General features: G+C 44.5%; 18 protein-coding genes and 1 pseudogene. 4 read left to right on the forward strand and 15 right to left on the reverse strand.

The genetic code is table 11. The features are described from left to right. Positions 1-195: 195 nt before the first annotated feature. Positions 196-849 carry an outer membrane protein OmpW gene (ompW, locus tag OW495_RS04465; protein ID WP_289885221.1) on the reverse strand — a complete coding sequence of 218 codons (654 nt, stop codon included), beginning with the start codon at positions 847-849 and terminating at the stop codon, positions 196-198. 402 nt (positions 850-1,251) lie between these two features. Between ompW and glgC the strand changes: the two genes are divergently transcribed. After that, complete coding sequence (gene glgC / locus OW495_RS04470) at positions 1,252-2,475, forward strand: glucose-1-phosphate adenylyltransferase (protein ID WP_289885222.1); 1,224 nt, start codon at positions 1,252-1,254, stop codon at positions 2,473-2,475. Between the two features lie 98 nt (positions 2,476-2,573). On the opposite strand, the gene OW495_RS04475 is transcribed toward glgC, so the two are convergent. Next, complete coding sequence (locus tag OW495_RS04475; RefSeq protein WP_289885224.1) at positions 2,574-3,158, reverse strand: hypothetical protein; 585 nt, start codon at positions 3,156-3,158, stop codon at positions 2,574-2,576. Positions 3,159-3,576: 418 nt separating this feature from the next. On the opposite strand from OW495_RS04475, the gene raiA reads away from it, so the two are divergent. Both raiA and OW495_RS04485 read left to right on the forward strand, forming a co-directional pair. Next, entirely contained in the window at positions 3,577-3,933 is a 357-nt protein-coding gene (gene raiA, locus OW495_RS04480; RefSeq protein ID WP_017106206.1) for a ribosome-associated translation inhibitor RaiA, read from the forward strand. 230 nt (positions 3,934-4,163) lie between these two features. Then, a complete protein-coding gene (locus OW495_RS04485; protein WP_017111529.1) occupies positions 4,164-4,319 on the forward strand; it encodes a DUF3012 domain-containing protein in 156 nt (51 codons plus the stop codon). Positions 4,320-4,448: 129 nt separating this feature from the next. Here OW495_RS04485 and phnE (OW495_RS04490) read toward each other — a convergent pair whose 3' ends face one another. The 12 genes from phnE (OW495_RS04490) to OW495_RS04545 form a co-directional block, all read right to left on the reverse strand. Continuing rightward, on the reverse strand, positions 4,449-5,252 hold the full coding sequence (phnE, locus tag OW495_RS04490) for a phosphonate ABC transporter, permease protein PhnE (protein WP_009846258.1): 804 nt from the start codon (positions 5,250-5,252) through the stop codon (positions 4,449-4,451). Beyond that, positions 5,252-6,076, reverse strand: coding sequence for a phosphonate ABC transporter, permease protein PhnE (gene phnE / locus OW495_RS04495; RefSeq protein ID WP_102559794.1), 825 nt, complete (start codon positions 6,074-6,076; stop codon positions 5,252-5,254). Before phnE (OW495_RS04495) ends, phnE (OW495_RS04490) begins: the two co-directional genes overlap by 1 nt. Beyond that, positions 6,064-6,834, reverse strand: a complete 771-nt coding sequence (gene phnC / locus OW495_RS04500) for a phosphonate ABC transporter ATP-binding protein (RefSeq protein WP_289885231.1) — start codon at positions 6,832-6,834, stop codon at positions 6,064-6,066. The genes phnE (OW495_RS04495) and phnC overlap by 13 nt, the downstream gene beginning before the upstream one ends. A gap of 129 nt (positions 6,835-6,963) precedes the next feature. After that, positions 6,964-8,004 carry a phosphate/phosphite/phosphonate ABC transporter substrate-binding protein gene (phnD, locus tag OW495_RS04505; protein ID WP_004732989.1) on the reverse strand — a complete coding sequence of 347 codons (1,041 nt, stop codon included), beginning with the start codon at positions 8,002-8,004 and terminating at the stop codon, positions 6,964-6,966. Positions 8,005-8,303: 299 nt separating this feature from the next. Further along, on the reverse strand, positions 8,304-9,524 hold the full coding sequence (locus OW495_RS04510; protein WP_029222231.1) for a glycerophosphodiester phosphodiesterase family protein: 1,221 nt from the start codon (positions 9,522-9,524) through the stop codon (positions 8,304-8,306). Positions 9,525-9,843: 319 nt separating this feature from the next. Then, positions 9,844-11,196, reverse strand: coding sequence for a sigma-54 dependent transcriptional regulator (locus OW495_RS04515; protein WP_289885235.1), 1,353 nt, complete (start codon positions 11,194-11,196; stop codon positions 9,844-9,846). Further along, on the reverse strand, positions 11,193-13,166 hold the full coding sequence (locus tag OW495_RS04520) for an ATP-binding protein (protein ID WP_289885237.1): 1,974 nt from the start codon (positions 13,164-13,166) through the stop codon (positions 11,193-11,195). Before OW495_RS04520 ends, OW495_RS04515 begins: the two co-directional genes overlap by 4 nt. A gap of 382 nt (positions 13,167-13,548) precedes the next feature. Then, positions 13,549-14,535, reverse strand: a complete 987-nt coding sequence (dgcA, locus tag OW495_RS04525) for an N-acetyl-D-Glu racemase DgcA (RefSeq protein ID WP_289885238.1) — start codon at positions 14,533-14,535, stop codon at positions 13,549-13,551. 57 nt (positions 14,536-14,592) lie between these two features. Next, positions 14,593-15,600 (reverse strand): N-acetyltransferase DgcN, encoded by a 1,008-nt coding sequence (gene dgcN, locus OW495_RS04530; RefSeq protein WP_289885239.1) that lies wholly within the window; start codon positions 15,598-15,600, stop codon positions 14,593-14,595. A gap of 91 nt (positions 15,601-15,691) precedes the next feature. Next, positions 15,692-16,582, reverse strand: a complete 891-nt coding sequence (locus tag OW495_RS04535; protein WP_289885241.1) for a LysR family transcriptional regulator — start codon at positions 16,580-16,582, stop codon at positions 15,692-15,694. 103 nt (positions 16,583-16,685) lie between these two features. Then, positions 16,686-17,522, reverse strand: a complete 837-nt coding sequence (locus OW495_RS04540; RefSeq protein ID WP_289885243.1) for an SGNH/GDSL hydrolase family protein — start codon at positions 17,520-17,522, stop codon at positions 16,686-16,688. 87 nt (positions 17,523-17,609) lie between these two features. Further along, entirely contained in the window at positions 17,610-18,122 is a 513-nt protein-coding gene (locus OW495_RS04545) for an RNA methyltransferase (RefSeq protein ID WP_102513005.1), read from the reverse strand. A gap of 275 nt (positions 18,123-18,397) precedes the next feature. On the opposite strand from OW495_RS04545, the gene OW495_RS04550 reads away from it, so the two are divergent. Continuing rightward, positions 18,398-20,059: a methyl-accepting chemotaxis protein gene (locus OW495_RS04550; RefSeq protein WP_017111518.1), complete on the forward strand. Its 1,662-nt coding sequence runs from the start codon at positions 18,398-18,400 to the stop codon at positions 20,057-20,059. Positions 20,060-20,208: 149 nt separating this feature from the next. Here the strand turns inward: OW495_RS04550 and OW495_RS04555 are convergent. Beyond that, positions 20,209-20,847: pseudogene (locus OW495_RS04555) on the reverse strand (endonuclease). Between the last annotated feature and the right edge of the window lie 2 nt (positions 20,848-20,849).

Below are 20,849 nucleotides of genomic sequence, written 5' to 3' on the forward strand. Positions count from 1 at the left end.
CCATAATTAGAACCGCGATCATAGAGGGCTGTTATGACAGTTATCTTTCTCTTTTATTAACAATAAATGACGACAATCAGTTTGCTTTACCCATAACAACAGTAAGTTAGATTAAGTAATTCATTAACAAGCAAGCAAAAAAAAGCGCCCAAGCTGGCTGGTGCTTGAGCGCCTTTAGTAAACTAATAAGGAGGGTTAGAAGTTATAACCACCACCGATCATGAATACCCATGGGTCGATATCAACATCTGTTGAGTATTGTGTTGTCGTCCCATTAACAGTCTGCTTGTACTTAGCTGTAGTACCAATATCTGCATACCAAACTGATGCGTTTAGGAACCAATCTTCATTGAGCATGTAATCAATACCGATGTTAGCCGCCAAGCCCCAAGAATCGTCAAGAGATAGGTCACTTAAGCCTGCACTTTTACCCGTGCCATTCAAACTTTCATCGAAAAATACCGTGTAGTTGATACCCGCACCTACATAAGGACGGAAGTCGCTGCTCGCTTGACCGAAGTAGTACTGAACCATAAATGTTGGTGGAAGGTGCTTAGTGTCAGCAACTTTGCCTAAGCCATTTACAGAAATATTGTGTGAGAATGGGCTCGCTGCTAATACTTCAAAACTGATGTTGTCAGTAAACATGTAGCCGAAAGTAAGACCAAGTTGAGTATTTGAATCTACTGAAAACTCAAGGTCTGAGTTGTCTAGAACAGCGCCACTGCTATCGTTTGGAGAGACCGTTGCTGCACCTGCACGGATGATGAAATCACCTTCTTTATGAGCAAGAACATTGGTTGACATAAGAGCCGCAATAACCGCAATACCACATACTGTTTTTTTCATTATAATTTCCTTTTGAGGGCTTAATTCTTTATTGGTGAATGAGTAATCATTTCTTATTTTGCGTGCAAGGTAGCATACAATAACCCTACTTTATTGATGGAAATCAATTTGTGAAAAGTTGTGATTATTTATGTAAATTTATACCGACCTGATCACTTTATTCCTTCATTTTATTGACAGTTTTGTAATGCAACTTTTCCGTGCGTCATTTTGTTAAGCTAAGCCCCTCCACTTTGAACCGATCTCTTTGGATCAAAATAGAGCAAGCCAATATCCCGTACGCATCAATTTGGTGCATTCCCACAATAATCACCCTCTCCTCGTTTAATATTCAATGAGTTACATTTGGCTTAGTGCTTGCAAGTCTCTGTTCATAATCATAAATACATTGAGGTTCTGACTATGCAAGACACTCTAACAATCGTTCTGGCCGGCGGTGTTGGCTCTCGGCTTTCTCCCCTCACCGATAACCGTGCAAAACCTGCGGTACCCTTTGGTGGCAAATATCGAATTATCGACTTCACACTCGCGAACTGCCTGCACTCTGGGCTTCGCCAAATTCTGGTACTGACTCAGTACAAGTCGCACTCTTTGCAAAAACATTTACGTGATGGTTGGTCGGTGCTTAACCCCGAGCTCGGCGAATACATCACCAATGTTCCCCCACAAATGCGAACCGGTGATAGCTGGTATAGCGGTACAGCCGATGCGATTTATCAAAACTTGTATCTGCTTTCTCGTAGTGAAGCTAAGCATGTGGTGGTGTTATCAGGCGACCATATCTATCGCATGGATTACGCACCAATGCTCAAGCAACACAAACAGAATGAAGCCGATTTAACGGTAGCGTGCATGGAGGTTTCGATTGATGAAGCCAAAGAGTTTGGTGTGATGGAGATAAACGAAAATCTGCAGATCAATAACTTTACCGAGAAGCCACGTTACCCTGCGTGTGTACCCGGTAGGCCGACTCGAAGCATGGCTTCAATGGGGATTTACATCTTTGATAAAGAAGTACTGACACAGGCACTATTGGCAGACGCAGAAGATCCGGATTCAAGCCACGATTTTGGTAAAGACATTATTCCCAAGTTGGTCGGCAACAACAGCGTTTACGCGCATAAGTTTGGTGATGAAGAAGGACGCGTAACACAAGATGCGTACTGGAGAGATGTGGGTACTATCGACTCATATTACCAATCGAATATGGACTTGTTGAAACCAGCCTCACCTATTGATTTATACCAACCAGATTGGGCGATTCGCACCTATGATCAGCAACTGCCACCAGCACGAACCATCGCTTCAGTAGAAGGTAACCAAGGGATATTCATCAACTCTATGATCGCGAATGGGGTGGTGATTGAAGGCGGTTCAGCGCAAAACTCTATCTTCTTCCCTAAGGTCAAAGTCAGCAATGCCGCGATAGTGATTGATAGTATTCTGTTTGAGGACGTTGAGATTGGACGAAACTGCCATATTCAGAACTGCATCATAGATAAGAACGTTAAGGTGCCTGATGGAACTCAAATCGGCATTGATAGTCTTGCCGATGCCAAACGCTTCCACATATCAAAACAAGGCGTGATTGTGGTGCCATCTTCTTACGAGTTTAATGAGTCTTAACCTCTAATACTGGTCACTCAGTATTCATCAGTAACACCCTCTTTACTTACAAAAAAGCGCCCCATAAAAACAGGGCGCTTTTCTAAAATTGAATCAAATTACTTAGGTGCTAATTCGTAGTTCTCTTGCATTTCATGTGGGGCGATCCCGTATTCATAATCCGCTAAGTAACCATCCTTATAAACCTTCATCCCCTTCTCATCCCAGCTCACTTTGATCATCGCCGTGTTACCATCTTCACTGCCTAACAGCTCAAGCATTTCTGCATCAATCTTAATGGCTTTGATGGTTTTAATGCGCTTAAACGGCTTAAATTCAGTGGTCGACGTTGGCAATGATCCATAGCTGCTGATCCATGTCTCTTTTGGTACCAACCATTGATTGAAAATATCATCAACAATCGCTTTCGGCATGCTCGCAATAACTACATCGCCCGTCATTACGTTGTTTGTTTCTAAGCTGTAACCGCCCTTACCGTCTGAAACATAAGTAGGGAAATCAATGCCAATCTCAGACTCTGCTGGTAAACGACCTAGAGTGACTGACTTCTTAATGTACAGTTCTGCAGTTTCAAATTGCTGCATGATCTCAGGGATCTTCTGAAATTCCACAGGGGCTGCAAAGGCATTAAAAGCAAAAGAAAGGGAAGCTGCAATTGCAGCGAATTTAACAGGCATTTTCATGATAACGGATCCAAATAGAAGATAGCTGTTAGAGTATCCCGTACTAGACCGTATCTCAATCAGTCATTGTTCTTTATATCAGTAATTGTGATAACGAGGTAAAGATTGGAATTTGTAGGGAGTAACAGGCGATTTATAAATTTAAGACTAGAATAAGTCATTGAGGTGCGGCTTGATTAAGGCGATAAAATCTAAGTGAGCGAAGTCAACTGGAGCAATATTTCGAGAATGAGGTTTTTTTAAACACGTTTGAAATTCACGAAACATAATATGCGATCAGTTCATCGGACTTTCAAGGGAGTAACAAGAGAATATTTGATAACACTGAAGTGAATCACACATGTGCTAATTCTCAGTTGGTTAATCTATGCGATGTTTGCTACGTTTAAATGACACAGTCATTGGAAAGGTATGATTTATGAAAATAAATGTTCAAACACATCATGTATCAATTAACGACGAGTCACGCAAAGACATCGAAGGTAAATTCGAGAAGATATCTAACCATTTCCCATCACTGATTAGCTGCGACATCATCATTACTAAAGAACACGGTCAACATCAGGTTGAAGTATTCACAAACTACGAAGGTGTACGAGTAACAGCAAAATCTACAGACGATGTTATGTACCCAGCTATCGCAGCAGCGCTTAAGAAACTTGAAGCAGGCCTAAGTAACCGTAAGGGACAGTTGAAATCCGATCTACACGAGAAGCCAACCAGTACGAAGCCAGAAATCGCTTCAGATATCATCCAAGAGATGAAGTTGGTATAACTCCACAGTAGAAGCTCGCTAACGAATAGCAGCGCACAAGAATTGCAAAGCCAGCACATGTTGCTGGCTTTTTCGATCTTTAGACGGAGCAATCCCCTCTCGCTATCAAACCTCAGATTCGGCTCAAATTCATGTCTTCTTTAAATACCTTAAGTTTCTGGTTGCTATAACAATCACGGATAGTATTTGGTAGAGTTATCCGAAATCTAGACCAAAACGGAATATTTGTTATGAAGAAAGTCGCGTTGATACTTTTCCTAGCCACTCAGTTAATGGCTTGCACAGAAGTTGGCAGTGAAGCTTGGTGTACGGATATGAAAGAGAAGCCTAAAGGCGACTGGACGGCTAATGAAGCCGGTGATTTTGCCAAGCATTGTATTTTCTAAAAAAGCACTCACCACTCCAAGCATTTGTCTTTATAGATAAAAAAACGACCGCTAGGTAGACCGAAGTACCTAGGGTCGTTTGAGCTTCAAAATGCTAGATAAGCTCTTAACTTTCACACAACACATTGTCTATATGAGTTTATTACGGATGTGGATCACCACCGCCTCTGCAACGATAACCACTGCAAAAATACTCACCAACACCATTGATACTTTTTGCCACTCAAAAAGGTTCTGCGCATCGTTGAGCACCACGCCAATACCACCAGCGCCCACTAATCCCAATACCGCAGATTCACGTACATTGATGTCCCAACGGAACAACACAATGGAATAGAACGCGGGCATCACTTGTGGCCAATAACCTTTAAGTAAAACGCTCATCCAAGAAGCGCCTGTCGCGCGTAAAGCTTCAATAGGCCCCATGTTCACTTCGGCAATTGCTTCCGCCAACAGCTTCCCTACAAAGCCGATACTACGAATAGCAATTGCCATAATGCCTGCGAGAACACCGGGGCCAAACAGTGCGATGAACAACAATGCCCAAACCAATGAGTTCACAGAACGTGAAGACACGAGAAAGAATTGAGCAATCCAGTTCAAGGCTTTATTCGGAGTGATATTTGGCGCGTTCATAAGTGCTAAAGGGATCGCAAATACCAAGGTAAACAAGGTACCTAACGTTGCGATATGCAGTGTCTCAATCATCGCTGCGTGAATCGACTCAGGATAGAACGCGTAATCCATTGGCACCATACGCTCGAACATGTCGGCAAACTGGGCTGGCGCGTCGTATAGGAACTCAGGAATCACTTCCACCGTCTGCCAAGACCACACGATGGCGCACACAAGGCTAAGGTAAACAGCAAATCGAGCCACACGTTCGTTGGGTGTAAAACGCTGCCACTCTCTATCAATAGATGCAGTTGTCATTAGAAGATTCTCCTAACAATGTTGGAAAGAAATTCACCCACAAGAATCAATGCGATAATGGTGATCAAAATAGCGGCGACAAAGTCGTAATCAAAACGTTGGAATGCTGAGAAAAGCGTACCGCCAAGACCACCCGCACCCACGATGCCAACCATGGTTGAGTTACGCAAGTTTGAGTCCAATTGGTAGCTAGCAAAGCCAATGAAACGAGTAAATACCTGTGGCATCACCGCGTACAGAATGACGCTGACAAAGCTCGCCCCCGTTGCTTTAATCGCTTCAACTGGTTTAAAAGAGATCTCTTCAATGGCTTCAGCAAAAAGCTTGGCAATAAAACCAATCGATGCAAATACCAAGGTCAGGATCCCCGCAAGGGCACCAAAGCCGACCGCTTTCACGAATAGAATTGCGATGATCACTGGGTGGAAAGAACGACACAGTGCGATGAAGCCACGAATCGGTGTCGATACAATCGAAGGCATCATGTTTCTCGCAGCAAGTAAGCCAAGAAACAATGAGATGACGATGCCGAAGAAACTCGAAATGATCGCTATCTGCAAGCTCTCCGCTAAGCCACTTAGCAGTAGATTAGTACGCGAGAAATCTGGTGGGAACATTCTTGATAGTAACCGCTCACTTTCACCAAAACCGATGACCAAACGATCAAAGGTCAGTCCTAACGTCGCAAAGCTGTAAAACAGGTAGCCAATGATTGCAGCGATAATTGCACGGTTAGTCCATGAGGTTTTGAACGGATTTTCATGCTTCGCTGGCGATGTGCTTGATGAAACGCTTGGCGACGAGCTTGAATTTAATCCAGCCATGACTCACCCCCATAAATAATTTTTAGGTCTTCTTCTGAAATACCTTCAGGGCTGCCATCGTAATGCACCTTGCCATTACACATACCAATGATGCGCTTGGCATAACGCTTGGCTAAGTTCACATCGTGGATATTCACCAACACTGGAATGTTTTTCTGTTCTGCGAATGTCTCCATCAACTCCATGATCTCAACCGCGGTTTTTGGGTCGAGTGATGACGTTGGTTCATCCGCCAATAAGATATATGGGTCTTGCATAACGGCGCGAGCGATACCGACACGCTGTCTTTGGCCACCTGACAAGCTGTCGGCACGTTGGTTAGCAAAGTCTTGTAGGCCAACAAATTCAAGTAACTCGAACGCTTTTGCTAAATCTTGTGGAGAATAGTTACGACGCCACGCATTCCAAGCCGTCATGTAGCCTAAACGGCCACTCAACAGGTTCTCGATAACCGTTAAACGTTCCACGAGGTTATATTCTTGAAACACCATGCCGATGTGTCGACGCTGTTTACGTAGCGCTTGGCCTTTTAATTGAGTCAGGTCTGCGCCATCAAAAATGATTTCGCCTTGGCTTGGATCGTTGAGGCGGTTGATACAGCGCAGAAGCGTACTTTTACCGGTACCAGATGGACCAATGATCGCGATGATGCCTGGCTCATCGATATCAATATTAATGCCTTTAAGGATTGGCTTGCCTGCCACATATTCGTGGAAAAGGTTGTTTATCTTTATTCCTTCATAGCTTGCTACGGCCATACTGCATTTCCTTGTGCGAATTTTAGAATGATCTATGCCCTACCCGCGAGGGCATAGATTTTTAGTTAAGGTAGGTGTTTTTAAAGGGCTAAGTCTTTCTAAAACTTAGCCTTCCAACAGAGTGAAGAACTAGCCGTTGTTAGCTTGTTTTGCTAACTCAGCGGCTTTTTTCTTTGCACGTTTAGCCGCATCTTTTTCAGCTAACTTCTTAAGGCCAGTTTTGGTGTAAGCCGTACCTGTCGCATGAGCGATATCACGAATCACATCCCACTCTTCTTTGTAGCTGATTGGCGAGAAACGGTCGGCACCTTTAAACGATGCGCTCATTTCTGGTGTAAAGCGGTAGCTAAAGAAAGCCTCGTTGATCTTCTCAACTAGCTCTGGTTTTAGGTTGTAAGCATACCCAAATGCAGACGTTGGGAAGCGTGGGCTACGGTAGATGATCTTCAGTTCAGAATCGTCAACACGACCTGCTGCTACCATACGATCGTACACGTCCGATGCCACAGGTGCTGCGTCATAATCTCCATTGAAGACGCCTAGAATCGATTGGTCATGCTTACCTGAGTAAAGCACTTTGTAATCTTCATCTGGCACTAGGCCTTTCGCTGGGAATAACGCACGTGGAGCTAGGTTGCCAGAGTTGGAAGATGCAGAAGTGTGTGCAACCTTTTTACCTTTCAGATCAGACATTTTATTAATGCCGCTGTCTTTACGCACAATCGTGATTAGGTTGTAGCCTTGGAAGCCTGACTCGTCGCCTTTCACTGCGATTGGAACGTAACCCGCGAGGTTAACTGCGTAGCCAGTCGGGCCAGTCGAGAAACCTGCAACATGCAGTCGACCAGAACGCATCGCTTCTACTTGTGCAGAGTTTGAGTGAACCGTGTAGTAAATCACTCGCTTACCTGTAATTTTACTTAGGTGAGCTTGGAAGTCGGCGAATGCATCTTTGTATAACGCAGGGTCTTCTACTGGCGTGTAAGTAAACACAAGCGTACTTGGGTCATTCCACTCGTCTGGGTTCTTTGGTGAATCGGCCACCAAATCTTGGTTTTCATCACAGTATCGATCGTCTAACACACCACGGCTAGAGCAGTCGCTTGCCATAGCCATTGAAGGAAGTAGTAATGAGCTAGCGATTAACAGTCCTTTAACACTGATTTTCATATTCAAACCTTACTTTTACTTATTGTTGAAAGTCACCTTCACTATTGCAGCCTTTGTGCCACCTTTTTATATCTTTAATTTCAGCGACTTAAATAAAACCCCACACTTTCAAATTACTTTTGAGTCATAAGTGTCCAACTAAAAACTCATCATTTGGGTCATTTCTGTCCCGCCAATTTCAGTGGTAAAAAAAGAGCCCGAAGGCCCTTTGGTTCACTGCTTTTTCTCTTATTATTCTTTGGCTAAGTGCTCTCTATACAAACGCTATAATTAGCTATGCAAAGCGAGCTCACAACAGCCTAAGCGTCGCTGTCCATACAGTTAGCGTAGTAAGTTACCGTTGCAGGCCAATCGCTGAATACGCCCATAACACCGACATCTTGCGCCAGTACGTCAAGCATTTTCATCATATCGCCATCATTGTTGATGCCGTCTTTCACGCTCTTGTAATACCAACCACCGCCTTGCGCAAGCGGGCCAGAACGCTCCAGTGTCCATGCGATAATGTCGAGGTCTGCATCCTTAGCCAGTTTCGCGTAGTTAGACGCCACTAATTCGTTGTTCTTATCAAGTTCAACCAAAGCAAACAGAGGTGGTGCGATGATATTCACGCCCGCATCGTGTAGCTCTTTCATGTTTTCAACAGACGCGACAAAGTCCGCTTGCTCATAAACACGGTCATCAAGATAAACCGCTTGTTTGCCGAACTTCGGCGTTTCATTGATCCAATACTTCACATCATCCAAGTTGAATGACTGGAGGTAAGTCTCAGAAGGCTTGAAACCCGCTTCTTTCAGTTCATCCACCAACTTCTGTGCATACATCTCTTGGCTAAATCCATTGAAAGGCATATCTACCGCGGCTGATTTCAATTCAGGAGTCACTTTCACGCCGTGCTCTTTAAACAGTGCTGCACTTTCTGCGTGCGTCATCAGTGTGCCACTTTGGCTGTAAAGATCGGTTCTCCAACCAGGAGTGCCATTCATGTACTCTTCGACAGTGGTTGCTTTTGGGTTCGCACCATCCATTTTACCTTTGAGCGTCTTAAACTCAGCCAGCGTGAAATCAGAAGTACGGCACTCAACCTGAGCATCTTCGCCTGTCGCTGGATTAGCTGGTGTAAACGGGGTTGAGCACTTCTTCGCAAGATCTGGGTGTGCTAATACATCGGTCGTCGTGTGCAGATCACTTTGCGAGTGACGGCATACCAACGCCTTATCTTTGGTGAAGGTCACATCACACTCGACAACGCCTGCGCCCATTTGAATCGCCGCTAAATAAGATTCCTTAGTGTGCTCAGGAAACTGCATCGCAGCTCCGCGATGCCCAATAGAAAAATCACTACGATGAAAAGGTCCTTCGCTGCAACTCAACAGCTTAGTTTTCAAAGGGCTCTCATCCATATTGTTAACTAAAAAGAGGGGACGAGGTCCTAAGTTTGCTGGTTCTGCAGCAGCCCATGCCGTTATTGAACTCATGCCTAATATCAGAGCAATCGAACCTTTCAGTATTTGCTTCATGTTTGTATCTCCTTGCAACAAGCAATTATTTTTCTAATGTCCTTTATTCGATCATTCAATGTTGGATAGCTGTCATATATAGATAGCTGTCATATGTTTTTTGACTCAACATCGAATAACCTCATGTGGGCTGACGCCACAATGTAGGGATTGCACGCTTTATGCCAGATGTTAAAGCTCTTTTATTACAATCACTTGAAACAGCTAGCCATTCGACTAAAAACCAAATGGGTCATTGTTGTCTTGTGCTTTTTCTTTTGGCTTTGGCTTTGGCTTTGGTTTTGATTTTGGGTTTCCATTTAACAAACACCTGAACGAATTAAGCTTTGAAACTCTCTTTATCCAACTGGTGTTTCTTCATTTTTCGATAAAGGGTTTTACGTGGTAAATTCAGCTTACTTGATACCTCGTTAATGTTACCTGCGCTTTCTATTAGCGCTTCCGTCAGTACATTCCTTTCGTACTGCTCCATCTGCTTTTCAAAAGCGAAATCTTCTCCGGACGTTTCACAAATTGGTGATTGAAGATCAAAGCCATCACCAACAATACCGAGCACAAACCGGTCGGCGACATTACGTAATTCGCGCACGTTACCCGGCCATTCGTGTCGACATAATTGCTGTATTTGTTCGGGGTAAATCGTTGACGGACGCGTCTTATATTTGTGGCTCGCTTGAATCACAAAGTGGCGGAACAACACCTGAATGTCCTCTTTGCGTTGACGCAATGCGGGAAGGTTTAAGCTCGCGATATTGAGGCGATAGAAGAGATCAGCTCTGAACTCACCTGTTTCACTCAAGCTCGCGAGATCAGCTTTGCTGGCGGCTACCACCACGATATCGACCGGGATTAACTCGTTACCACCAACGCGCTCAATCATTCTTTCTTGAATGACGCGCAACAGTTTAATTTGCACGGCAATCGGCATGCTTTCGATTTCATCCAGAAACAAAGTACCGCCATTGGCTTGTTCTATTTTGCCAATGCGTTTCTTGTTAGCGCTGGTAAACGAGCCCGCTTCATGACCAAACAACTCACTTTCGATAATGCTCTCAGTCATGCCGCCACAGTTGATCGCGACAAAGGGCTTCGCCTTACGACGGCTAAATTGATGCAACGCGCGAGCAATTACCTCTTTGCCCGTTCCTGTTTCGCCGTTGATGATGGTATCAACACCGGTATGAGACAGTGCGAGCACTTGCTTGCGTATCGTATCCATCGCTTTTGATTGGCCAATAACCACCGTTTCAATCGGTAACTCAGCTTCCTCATCGCCGCCTATAATTGCTGGGCAATTGTGCTGAGATTGTGTCAACGCCAAGTCGAGCTTCTCTACCAACTCGCCCGCACTCAGTGGCTTTTCTAAGAAGTCGAAAGCTCCTAGCTTCATTGCCTCTATCGCCATGGGAATATCGCCATGGCCACTCATCAACAATACAGGGACGTTAGCGGCTCTATGTTGAATTGAACTCAGCAGCGTAAGCCCATCCACCTGTGGCATCCGTACATCACACAATACAACCGCCTGGCTGTTCGCTTTGAGCGACTTAAGGCCAAGGTTAGGATCGGTAAAGGTCGTGACGCTAAACCCTTCTAGTTCTAACATTTCACTCACGGCTTCAACGACATCGATTTCATCATCGATAAGAACTATGTGTTTTTCTGCAGTCATGAGGCTATGCCTTTTGGTAGAGTGACGATAAAAGTAGTGCCTTGGTGTTCAACTGATTCCACGTGAATCGAGCCGCCAAAGTCTTTTATGATGTTGTATGCGATAGACAAACCGAGCCCAAGCCCCTTACCTGTTGTCTTGCGGGTATAAAATGGGTCGAACAGGTACGGAATGTCCTCTTGAGGTATGCCTAATCCGTTGTCCATAACCAAAATCTGAATGGTATTCGAATGCTCTTGAGTGAAGATTCTGAGCTCTGGTTGCTCTCTGTGCTCAACGGCATCCAGAGCATTGCTGATCAAATTCACCAATACCTGTTCTAAGCGAATGCTGTTAGCTCGAACCATCTGGCTACTTTGGGGCGAATACTGAATCGACACTGCGCTCTGTCGGGTTTCAAACAGGTCAATCGCATCACCAATGACCTTATTCAATTCAACGTTATCAATCTTGCCATCACTCTTACGTGAGAAGGCCTTTAGGTGACGAGTAATCGCAGCCACTTTATCTAACAAGACCTCGATTTTTTTCAGATTCTCTTCTGCCCTGTCAGGCCTTTGCTTGCCTAACCATAATTGAGCACTTCGAACGTGACTGTTTACTGCGGTCAGAGGTTGATTGATTTCATGCGTGATCCCGACACTTAATTGCCCTAGCGCGGCCAATTTTCCGGCTTGAATGAGTTCATCTTGAGTAACACGTAATTTGGCTTCGGCTAAGGTGCGCTCTTCAACCTCCGCCTCTAATTTTCGATTGGTTTGCTTAACGGCTTTGGCTGTGGTCTGGAATACCTTTAGGTACTTGGCCATTTGTGTCACTTCGTCTTTGCCCCGAATGGAAACCTCGGTATCTAAATGGCCAGTAGAAATCGCGAACATGTTGTCTTTGAGCTGTAAAAGCCTTTCTAAAATACTCTTACGTACGTAGAACCACGAAATGGCAGCGGCAGCCAACACGCTGAACAGAGAAAGAAAAAGAGAGAGTTGTTGGTTCGATTGTAAAGACAGCTGCGCTTGCTGAATCGATTGGTCAATATTGCTATTCACCTTGCTGGTATTACTTTCGATCTGCACCGTTAACTGATTCAAATGTTCACGGCTGTTTTGTAGGAAGTATCGCTCTTGATAGAGATGATCGAGCGCTTTGTTTTTCATCCCATACAAGCTGCTATCACTTGAGGCAAGGTTATAAATCACCGTGAGTTGATGATCTAATTCAGGAAAATCACTTCTTAAATCACCACTGACCCAGAGCTTCCACCACTCTTCCCCTACCTGCTCTAGACGGTAGCTAGTGTAATCGAGCTCATTAAAGCTTGAGTCGTTATACAGCTTCTCTACTAAGCCTAATTGGTAATAAAGCAGAGATTTCAACTGAGTATATTGGATTTGATCTTTGGCTGACTCAGGCAAACTATCGAGTGAATCACTGGCTTGTTGCAATAGAGGATAAAAGCCTTCAAGCAAATTACGAAGTTCTTGATTGAGTTGTTCTGACTCAATCTCACTTTGATACAATAGACTCAGACTATTGTTAACTTGGGCGATAAGGTCTTTAAAATAGGCGTGATAATCAGGGAATTGAACCATAACGCTATTCATCACTGAAATGGCCTCTTCAATTTTAAGCATCGCCTGCTTACGTTCTATATTCGATTCAGCGTCACTGAGCTGAGATGAGGTCGTAATAATCACACGCACCATATCATTGAGGCGTGCAGCGCTATCTAAGGCGGGGATTTCACTCTCTTTTAATTCAACGAGGCGTTGGTTTAGATCGTCAAAAGTAAAGCTAGAAACAACCGAGAGGAAGATGGTGGTCATTGATAACATGGCCAATGCCAATACCAAGCGCAGTTCAATACCTTTCCAGCCAAACCACTTGCGACGCGGGATTTTGATCGAAAATGGGCGCTCAAAACTGTCTTTGTTTTCTATCACCTCGGAGACATGACTACTCACTCGCTCCACCTTCTTCTCATCATAAAATCAACAGGATCCGTCAATGATTCAATCAGTTAGGTGGTTTACCTATTTAATCTTAGATCTAATAGCTTTAGTGAAACTATTAAATGAAGAGTAATCATTAACATTTCACATAAGATATCATAACAATTATTTTATAAAGCTTGAGCTGTCTGTTTTGCGATAATAGAAAGTGACCTCACCGACAGAAACGTGATTACTTTATCAATACCAGCCGAGTAAAGTGAATTCATCAGTCTCAGTTAAGCAGTAAAACTCAATTAATATTAATCAGTTAAGGTTTATTGACACCAAAAAAATCGCACAAGCTTTCACTCATGCGATTTCATTTGTGGCATGTCCATCTACTAGCTGAGACTAAAGGATCTTAAATAATGATCATTCCATCTCGATAAGTCAGTGCTGGCGAAACATCTTGCCCAAGTAATACAGGACCATCAAGGTCGACGATTTCAGATTGAACCGCAATAGGCAGCGCCGCTCGCATCGCCAATGAGGTGCCTAGCATACAACCAGACATCAGAGCAAAGCCGAGCCTTTGAGCTTCTTCAGCAAGTACCAATGCTTCGGTCAAACCACCCGTTTTATCGAGCTTGATGTTGACCATCTCATACTTGCCCAACAGCGAAGACAGCTGAGAAGTGGTATGACAGCTTTCATCCGCACACAGTGGGATCGGGTGATTGATGTGTGCCAGTGAGGCATCATGTTGTTGCGGCAAAGGTTGCTCGATCATTGCGATATCAAACTCAGTAAGTTGATTGAACAACTCTTCGAGATTCAACCCTGTCCACGCTTCATTAGCATCCAGTACAATCTGAACATCAGGTGCCGCTTCTCGCACAGCACTAACACGCTCTACTACCTGCTCGCCATCAAGCTTCACTTTTAGGAGCTTAGCGCCATTCGCCACATAATCTCGTGCTTGGGTCGCCATCGCTTCCGGTGTGCCAATGGAGACTGTCATTGCAGTAACGATTTGAGCAGGTAACTCAAACAAGCTATTTGGAAACGTCTGTTCGTTCTGCTTCGCTTCGAAATCCCAAAGCGCACAATCGACCGCATTTCGCGCTGCGCCTCCAGTCAATAAGGACTGAAGATGATCTCTTAGCTCTGCGGGATCGGTAACGCCTCGTTCAAACATAGCTTCAAGGGCACTAGACGCTTGTTGAATTTGCGCTAACACAGACTCCGATGACTCGCCGTATCGTGGGTAAGGCGTGCATTCACCTTGAGCTTGTTTGCCACCATGTTCAATGTAAACACGAACAACGTGACACTCTGTTCGGCTGCCTCGAGAGATGCGAAAAGGCGTTTGCATCGCGATAGTAATAGGTTCTGCAGTAATCTTCATAATTTCACTCGGTTGATGTTCGCTTTAACAAATGGAAACGTAGAAATGATGAAATCGTTAAAGTGAATGTCGCAAATGATCAGTAATATGTTGTACACCAAATCGCACGGGATCCGTCACGGGTACTTGATAGCGAGTAGTCCATTCTTGGCACAATGTCTCAGCCTCTTCAATGCTAATCGCCGATGTATTCAGGCAGATACCCACCAGTTTCACGTCTGGATTTGTCAATCGCGCGGCTTGCAAGTTCGCTTCAATGGTATGTTCAATCGTTGGCAATTGCGCATGAGGAAGGTTGCGAATATGTGGTCGCCCGACTTCATGACATAGCACCAAAGCATCAGCTTGTGCGCCATGCAACAACCCTAAACTCACGCCTGCAAAAGACGGATTGAACAACGAACCTTGGCCTTCAATAATGTCCCAATCGTGGTCAGTAAAATCGGGGCTAATCGCTTCAACCGCGCCGGAAATGAAATCCGCCACCACAGCATCAATCGAAATCCCGCTACCTTCAATCAAGATACCCGTCTGCCCTGTCGCTTTAAACTGAGCTGATGTGCCCGCTTCTTTAAGCGACTTTTCAATGGCCAACGCCGAGAACATTTTACCGACTGAGCAATCCGTTCCTACAGTTAGAAGACGCTTACCTTGACGTGGCTTACCATTACCAACGTTTAGATCACCATCAAAATGGCGTACATCATGAAGCTTAGTCAATCCTCGCTGTTGCATGTCAACAAGCGGTGAAAATTCACTCAAGCGTTGGTGCATGCCAGATGCAATCTGAAATCCCATTTCTGCAGCCGCCATTATGGTTGGTTGCCAAGAGTCAGGAATAACACCACCTGGGTTTGCCGTGCCAATCACTAGCGTTTTCGCGCCCCGTGCTTGCGCCTCTTGTAAGGTCATGTCCGTTAAGCCAAGTGAAACAGTATCGTCTGTTAAACGAAGCTGACCTAGGCAAATTTCTGGTCGCCATTGATGAATACCACGAGCTGTTTTTGCTGCAAGTGGGTCGGTAACATCCCCAAGAAAAAGAAGGTAAGGTTGAGCGATAGACATGAGCATTCCTAATTAATAAATCCTTGTATAGGTTTACTTTAATTAAGAACTTAGAAGCTGCCGAATACCAATTTATGGCGAGCCTATAACCTTAAGTTATAGGCTGAGTATGGCTCTTCAATGAAGCGATAAATTGCTTAACAGAAATAGACTGAGGGGTGTGCTCTGCACAAAGCGTCGATACCGAGAATTGGATATCCGGCTGCAGTGAAAGCACACAAACCGAGTCGTCATGTTGATACTGCTCTGCTGTCCACGGATCGACAATCGCAAAGCCTGCTTGGTGCTTCACCAATTCCGCCGCCGCGCTATATCCACGCACAGATATCGGATGGTGATAATGCTCATCTCGTGCAATAAGGCTTTGATGTAACAGGAGGCCTAATGGATCGCGGCTATCAAGCCCGATGATTGGTAAGGGATAATTGATCAGGTCATCAAGGGTTAATTCCGTCGGTAACTGTTCAACGGTGTGAGATGGAACCAGAACCTTGAGGGATTCAGTTAAGAGTGTTTCACTTAATATGGCAGGCGGTGTTTCGTCGCCAAACGCGATAGCAATATCAAGCTCATGCTTTAATAATCCAGCACACAGTTCATCACGGTTTGCAGTCAGCAACTCAAAAGAGATCTCTTGTTCGCGAGACATTTGGGCTATTACCGGAGTCAGTAACTTAGTCGCCAGAATCGGCGGCGCACCAATACGTAAATGCTGATGGCCTTGCTTCACTTTGTTGGTCAGAGATCGAAATTGCCCCAGCTGTTGATAGACCTTTTCTGCTTCTGGTAATAAGGTTTTTGCTTCGACCGTTGGCACCAACCGACCTTTGACACGCTCGAACAATCCAAACCCAAGTTGTTGCTCTGTATGCGCCAAAATACGAGTCACATTAGGTTGTGACACATGCAGATTACGAGCGGCTCCAGATACGGTTCCGGTCTGCATAATGGCGTAGAAGACTTCCAACTGTCTTAGGTTCACATTGATGTCCTTATGGTTCGCGAAACAAATCTAGGGTTTGGCTTTTCTTGTATTAGTTAAGCTGTTTATCGGTCTAGCTGTCTATTTAGCTTTTTTCGTGAGTCTATTTCAGTAGCTCAGTTACCGTAGGTTGAAGAACCTCAGCCCAAGCTTGATAAGCCTTCGCATTCAAGTGTAAGTCATCACACGAGTACTCATTCGACAAAAGCTTATTAGGTGACAATACTGAGTTCACATCTAAGAACGCAATGCCTTGCTGAGAACAGTACTCGGTTAACTTGCTATTGAGTAGTTCAACCGACAAATTCAAACCTTGCAGTTTAGAGCCAACATAAAGCGTTGATTGCACCAAGATTCGAATATCGTTTCCTTGCCACACTTCAAGCATATCAATGTAGTTACGGTAGATATGTTCGACATCATAACCCTGAGCCAAATCGTTTATCCCAGCCATAAAGCACACCAGCTTGGGGTTCACGTTTAATGTGGTATCAATACGGCGCAACATGCCAGTTGTGGTATCGCCCGCTAGGCCGCGGTTGACCATCGAAACATCCCGAAAAATATCCGCCCAAGGTGCCCATTCGGTGATCGAGTCACCAAACATCACTAAGTCTGCATTCGGGGAGAAATGACGATGATTGTCTGATGTCATGATGTAACGACTCATGCTGTGGCCTCGTTGTTGAATCTCAGACTGAACAGCAACTGCCTTGAGGATCTCGTCATTCGGTGTGGTGTTATCGAATTGAGAAAGTACACCTTCGATATGCGGTCTTAATGGGCTGAGTTGGGTTTCGAGGTGATGTTGCTCTTTCAAATCGACGAGCTTCTCTAACAAAACATAAAGAGAGCGATTTTGTCCGTATTGCTGGAACAATTTGTACAGATCGAGGACAGGAGCCTCTTGCAGCGCAGCAAGCAATTGCTTGTCATCCATGGTGTTATCTAGCCCTTCAATTATCTGGTGATGAACTCAAGATAATATCCGATTGCGTAGAGGATAGATAACACTAGAAATCGAGAATTACTTTTCTTTAATCAACAAATGATTACGGTTATCGCGGCTTTTCTTAATCAACTCGTTGCTCTCGTCCATTTCATCTGACTTTGCAAGGCGATCGTAAAGCAGCACGTTAACGGTCGCGGCTAAATTCATGCAACCAACCGTTGGTACGTACACAACGTGATCCGCTCTATCGGCAACATCTTGAGAAATGGAACCGTCTTCAGGGCCAAAAATATAAATAGCGTTTTCTGGGTGTTTAAAACGCGGCAGTGGTGTTGCCCCTTCAGCCAACTCCACACAGACAATTTTGGTTTCTGAATCAAGGTTATCCAAAAACGACTCAACACCAGTTAGTGGAATTGTACGAGTTGCACTCTTGGTGTCGGTATGGAACTTAGCCGCTTTTTCGTAGCGTTTCCCTGTGTATTTAACTTCGTCGACTTGATAACAGCCAGCCGCGCGCATAACAGCACCAACGTTAGTCGGGCTTTTTGGGTTAGTTAAACCAATAGTCACATGGCTTTTGTTCATGAATCTTCTCACTTAACGAATAGACATAGCAGGGTGCTACAAAGCGTCGCATTCTAACAAAGCAGCGTCGAATTCAAAAGCACGGAAACAGAGTTACCGATCTCTCGCCATACCTGCAATTACATAGGCTCAACAGCCTTAAAACCTAACCACCATCATATTTACAAAACAAAAGTGTTTTAGGGTAACAATTAAACAACAAGTCCATTTACATTTTGAAACCACATTAATAATGTGTTGAGAATTGCATTAGACAATCGCACAGGAAGCGTGACATGACCCTAACCATCAAAAACCGCCTTTATATACTCTCTTTCATTCCCTTGTTACTAATGGCAATTGGGATGATGAGCGTGACTTATATGAAGAGCACCGAGCTAACCGCACAACAAGTAGAATCGACGCGTAGCAATATGATGGCGATGAAAGAAAAGGAACTCAAAGCGTACCTACAAATGGCCTACTCCTCGATCAGTCCATTTTTAGATAAAGGGGCAACACTAGAAGAAGCCTTACCAACACTCAAAACTCTAGAATATGGTGAGTCTGGTTATATTTTCGGTTATGACTCGAAAGGCGTTCGAGTTGTTGTTGGCCAAAACAGTGATGGTATTGGTAAAAACTACTACGACCTTCAAGATAAAAAAGGCAACTATCTAATCCGCGACCTTATTAAGAACTCAAAGCTTGGTGAATTCACTACCTACTACTTTCCAAAACTTGGCCAATCGGAAGCTCTACCTAAGCTCAGCTATTCGATTTTCATTCCGCAGTGGGATTTAATGCTCGGTACGGGTTTTTATACCGATGATATCGACGCGGTGATTGCTGAAATGAAAGAGAGCTCAAATGTCGCACTGCAAAGCTCGCTCACTGCCATCGCTATTTTCTGTGGTTTGATTGCACTTGTAGTGGCGGTTTTCGCTGTCGCCGTGAACCGTACTATCATGCAACCACTCGAACAATTTGATCGCTCGATTAGCGCTTTTGCTAGCGGTGAGGCCGATTTAACGGCTCGTATGGAACATTTCAAAGCGCCAGAGTTCACCAAACTCAGTGAAAACTTCAATGCCTTTGTTGCCAGCCTGCAAACCATCATTCGAAGTGTTAGTGATGTTGGCCAGCAAGTTGTATCCGAGACCACCAGTATGTCTTCTCGTGCCGCACAAGTTGATGAAATTGCAACAGGTCAGCGCGAAGAAACGGAGCAAGTGGCAACCGCTATGACGGAGATGACCACGACAGCGCAGGAGATCTCAAGCAATGCTAGCCAAGCGGCTGATTCAGCTAAACAGGCAGAAACTAACGCTAAAGAAGCTCAACAGATTGTTAATGCTGCTGCAAACTCGGTTGCAGGCCTTGCTAGTGAAGTATCAGAAGCGAACACCGTGGTATCAAGACTCGAAGGTGATGTACAAAATATCTCGTCTTCATTGACAGTCATTCAAGACATTGCAGAACAAACGAACTTATTGGCACTGAATGCGGCAATTGAAGCCGCACGTGCAGGTGAACAAGGACGTGGATTTGCGGTGGTAGCCGATGAGGTTCGTAAACTGGCAAGCCGTACTCAAGAAAGTACGGGTGACATTCACAAGATGATTCAGCAATTAAAAGCAGCTTCAGATGCCGCCGTAAAAGCCATGGATTCGAGCCAAAATCGAAGTGCTCAAACCGTGGAAGAAGCGAATGCCGCAGCCGCTGCACTGGCGAAGATCCAAGCATCGATTGATACCATCATGGACATGAACTCGTTAATTGCTACTGCGACGGAGCAACAAAATATTGTTGGGCAAGAGATCTCGCAACGCATTGTAGTTATATCCGATCAAAGCTCGCAATCGGCATCACTCGCAAATCAAAACCGTACAGGCAGCCAAAACCTAAACAGTCGCGCCAATGAGCTATACCACTTGGTAGATCGCTTCACGGTTTAGTGCATTTACGGTCGATTAAATAGCAAGTAAACGCTACAAAACGTTCAAAGCTTTTCTAATCAAATGCAATCGGGCTTCAGAATCATCATTCTGAAGCCCGATTTTTTATCTAACGGTGCTTGAATAAAAGGAACGACACTGAGTAGAACCTAAGGCCCAACCCCAGCCTTAACGCAATCTTGATTCAGCGGGCAATGTTCACACTTTGGTTTAGGGTTACAAAACTGCTGGCCATGTTCGACGAGTAAGCCATGATAATAACCGTACCTTTTTGTATCCAGAGGAATCACGTTTTCCATTAAAGCTCGAAACTTTTCATACGATTTCGGGACATCCAACCCATTGCGAATGAAGATTCTTCTCGCGTACGCATCAATCACAAAAGATGGCTTACCTATCGCATACACCAGAATCGCGTCGGCGGTTTCGCCACCAATTCCTTTGACTTCCAGTAGCTCTTTACGCAGTTGATCCTTATCCTGTTCTCGCACCACAGACATATCGTATTGATACTTCGAAAACCACTCAGTTACTGCTTTTAACTTAATGGCTTTCTGATTGTAGTAACCACTAGAACGAATCTTTTGAGCAAGCTCATCGATCTCCATATCTGCAACTGACCTTGGATTACACTTATCGCCTAAGTTAGTCAGTGCTTTCTCTGCATTCTTCCAATTAGTGTTTTGAACCAAAATAGCGCCTAAAACGATCTCGTAAGGATCGTTCCTTTACCACCATTCAAAATAGCCATAGTGCTGCTCAAGGGAGTCGAACACACTGAGTATCAGTT

The sequence above is a fragment of the Vibrio sp. 14N.309.X.WAT.E.F5 genome, from assembly GCF_030397615.1.
GTDB classification, from domain to species: domain Bacteria; phylum Pseudomonadota; class Gammaproteobacteria; order Enterobacterales; family Vibrionaceae; genus Vibrio; species Vibrio lentus.

What these genes read in the sequence shown, in the direction of transcription:
- ompW (WP_289885221.1), bottom strand. Translation starts at nt 849, where the DNA reads ATGAAAAAAACAGTATGTGGTATTGCGGTTATTGCGGCTCTTATGTCA.
- glgC (WP_289885222.1), top strand. Translation starts at nt 1,252, where the DNA reads ATGCAAGACACTCTAACAATCGTTCTGGCCGGCGGTGTTGGCTCTCGG.
- OW495_RS04475 (WP_289885224.1), bottom strand. Translation starts at nt 3,158, where the DNA reads ATGAAAATGCCTGTTAAATTCGCTGCAATTGCAGCTTCCCTTTCTTTT.
- raiA (WP_017106206.1), top strand. Translation starts at nt 3,577, where the DNA reads ATGAAAATAAATGTTCAAACACATCATGTATCAATTAACGACGAGTCA.
- OW495_RS04485 (WP_017111529.1), top strand. Translation starts at nt 4,164, where the DNA reads ATGAAGAAAGTCGCGTTGATACTTTTCCTAGCCACTCAGTTAATGGCT.
- phnE (WP_009846258.1), bottom strand. Translation starts at nt 5,252, where the DNA reads ATGACAACTGCATCTATTGATAGAGAGTGGCAGCGTTTTACACCCAAC.
- phnE (WP_102559794.1), bottom strand. Translation starts at nt 6,076, where the DNA reads ATGGCTGGATTAAATTCAAGCTCGTCGCCAAGCGTTTCATCAAGCACA.
- phnC (WP_289885231.1), bottom strand. Translation starts at nt 6,834, where the DNA reads ATGGCCGTAGCAAGCTATGAAGGAATAAAGATAAACAACCTTTTCCAC.
- phnD (WP_004732989.1), bottom strand. Translation starts at nt 8,004, where the DNA reads ATGAAAATCAGTGTTAAAGGACTGTTAATCGCTAGCTCATTACTACTT.
- OW495_RS04510 (WP_029222231.1), bottom strand. Translation starts at nt 9,524, where the DNA reads ATGAAGCAAATACTGAAAGGTTCGATTGCTCTGATATTAGGCATGAGT.
- OW495_RS04515 (WP_289885235.1), bottom strand. Translation starts at nt 11,196, where the DNA reads ATGACTGCAGAAAAACACATAGTTCTTATCGATGATGAAATCGATGTC.
- dgcA (WP_289885238.1), bottom strand. Translation starts at nt 14,535, where the DNA reads ATGAAGATTACTGCAGAACCTATTACTATCGCGATGCAAACGCCTTTT.
- dgcN (WP_289885239.1), bottom strand. Translation starts at nt 15,600, where the DNA reads ATGTCTATCGCTCAACCTTACCTTCTTTTTCTTGGGGATGTTACCGAC.
- OW495_RS04540 (WP_289885243.1), bottom strand. Translation starts at nt 17,522, where the DNA reads ATGGATGACAAGCAATTGCTTGCTGCGCTGCAAGAGGCTCCTGTCCTC.
- OW495_RS04545 (WP_102513005.1), bottom strand. Translation starts at nt 18,122, where the DNA reads ATGAACAAAAGCCATGTGACTATTGGTTTAACTAACCCAAAAAGCCCG.
- OW495_RS04550 (WP_017111518.1), top strand. Translation starts at nt 18,398, where the DNA reads ATGACCCTAACCATCAAAAACCGCCTTTATATACTCTCTTTCATTCCC.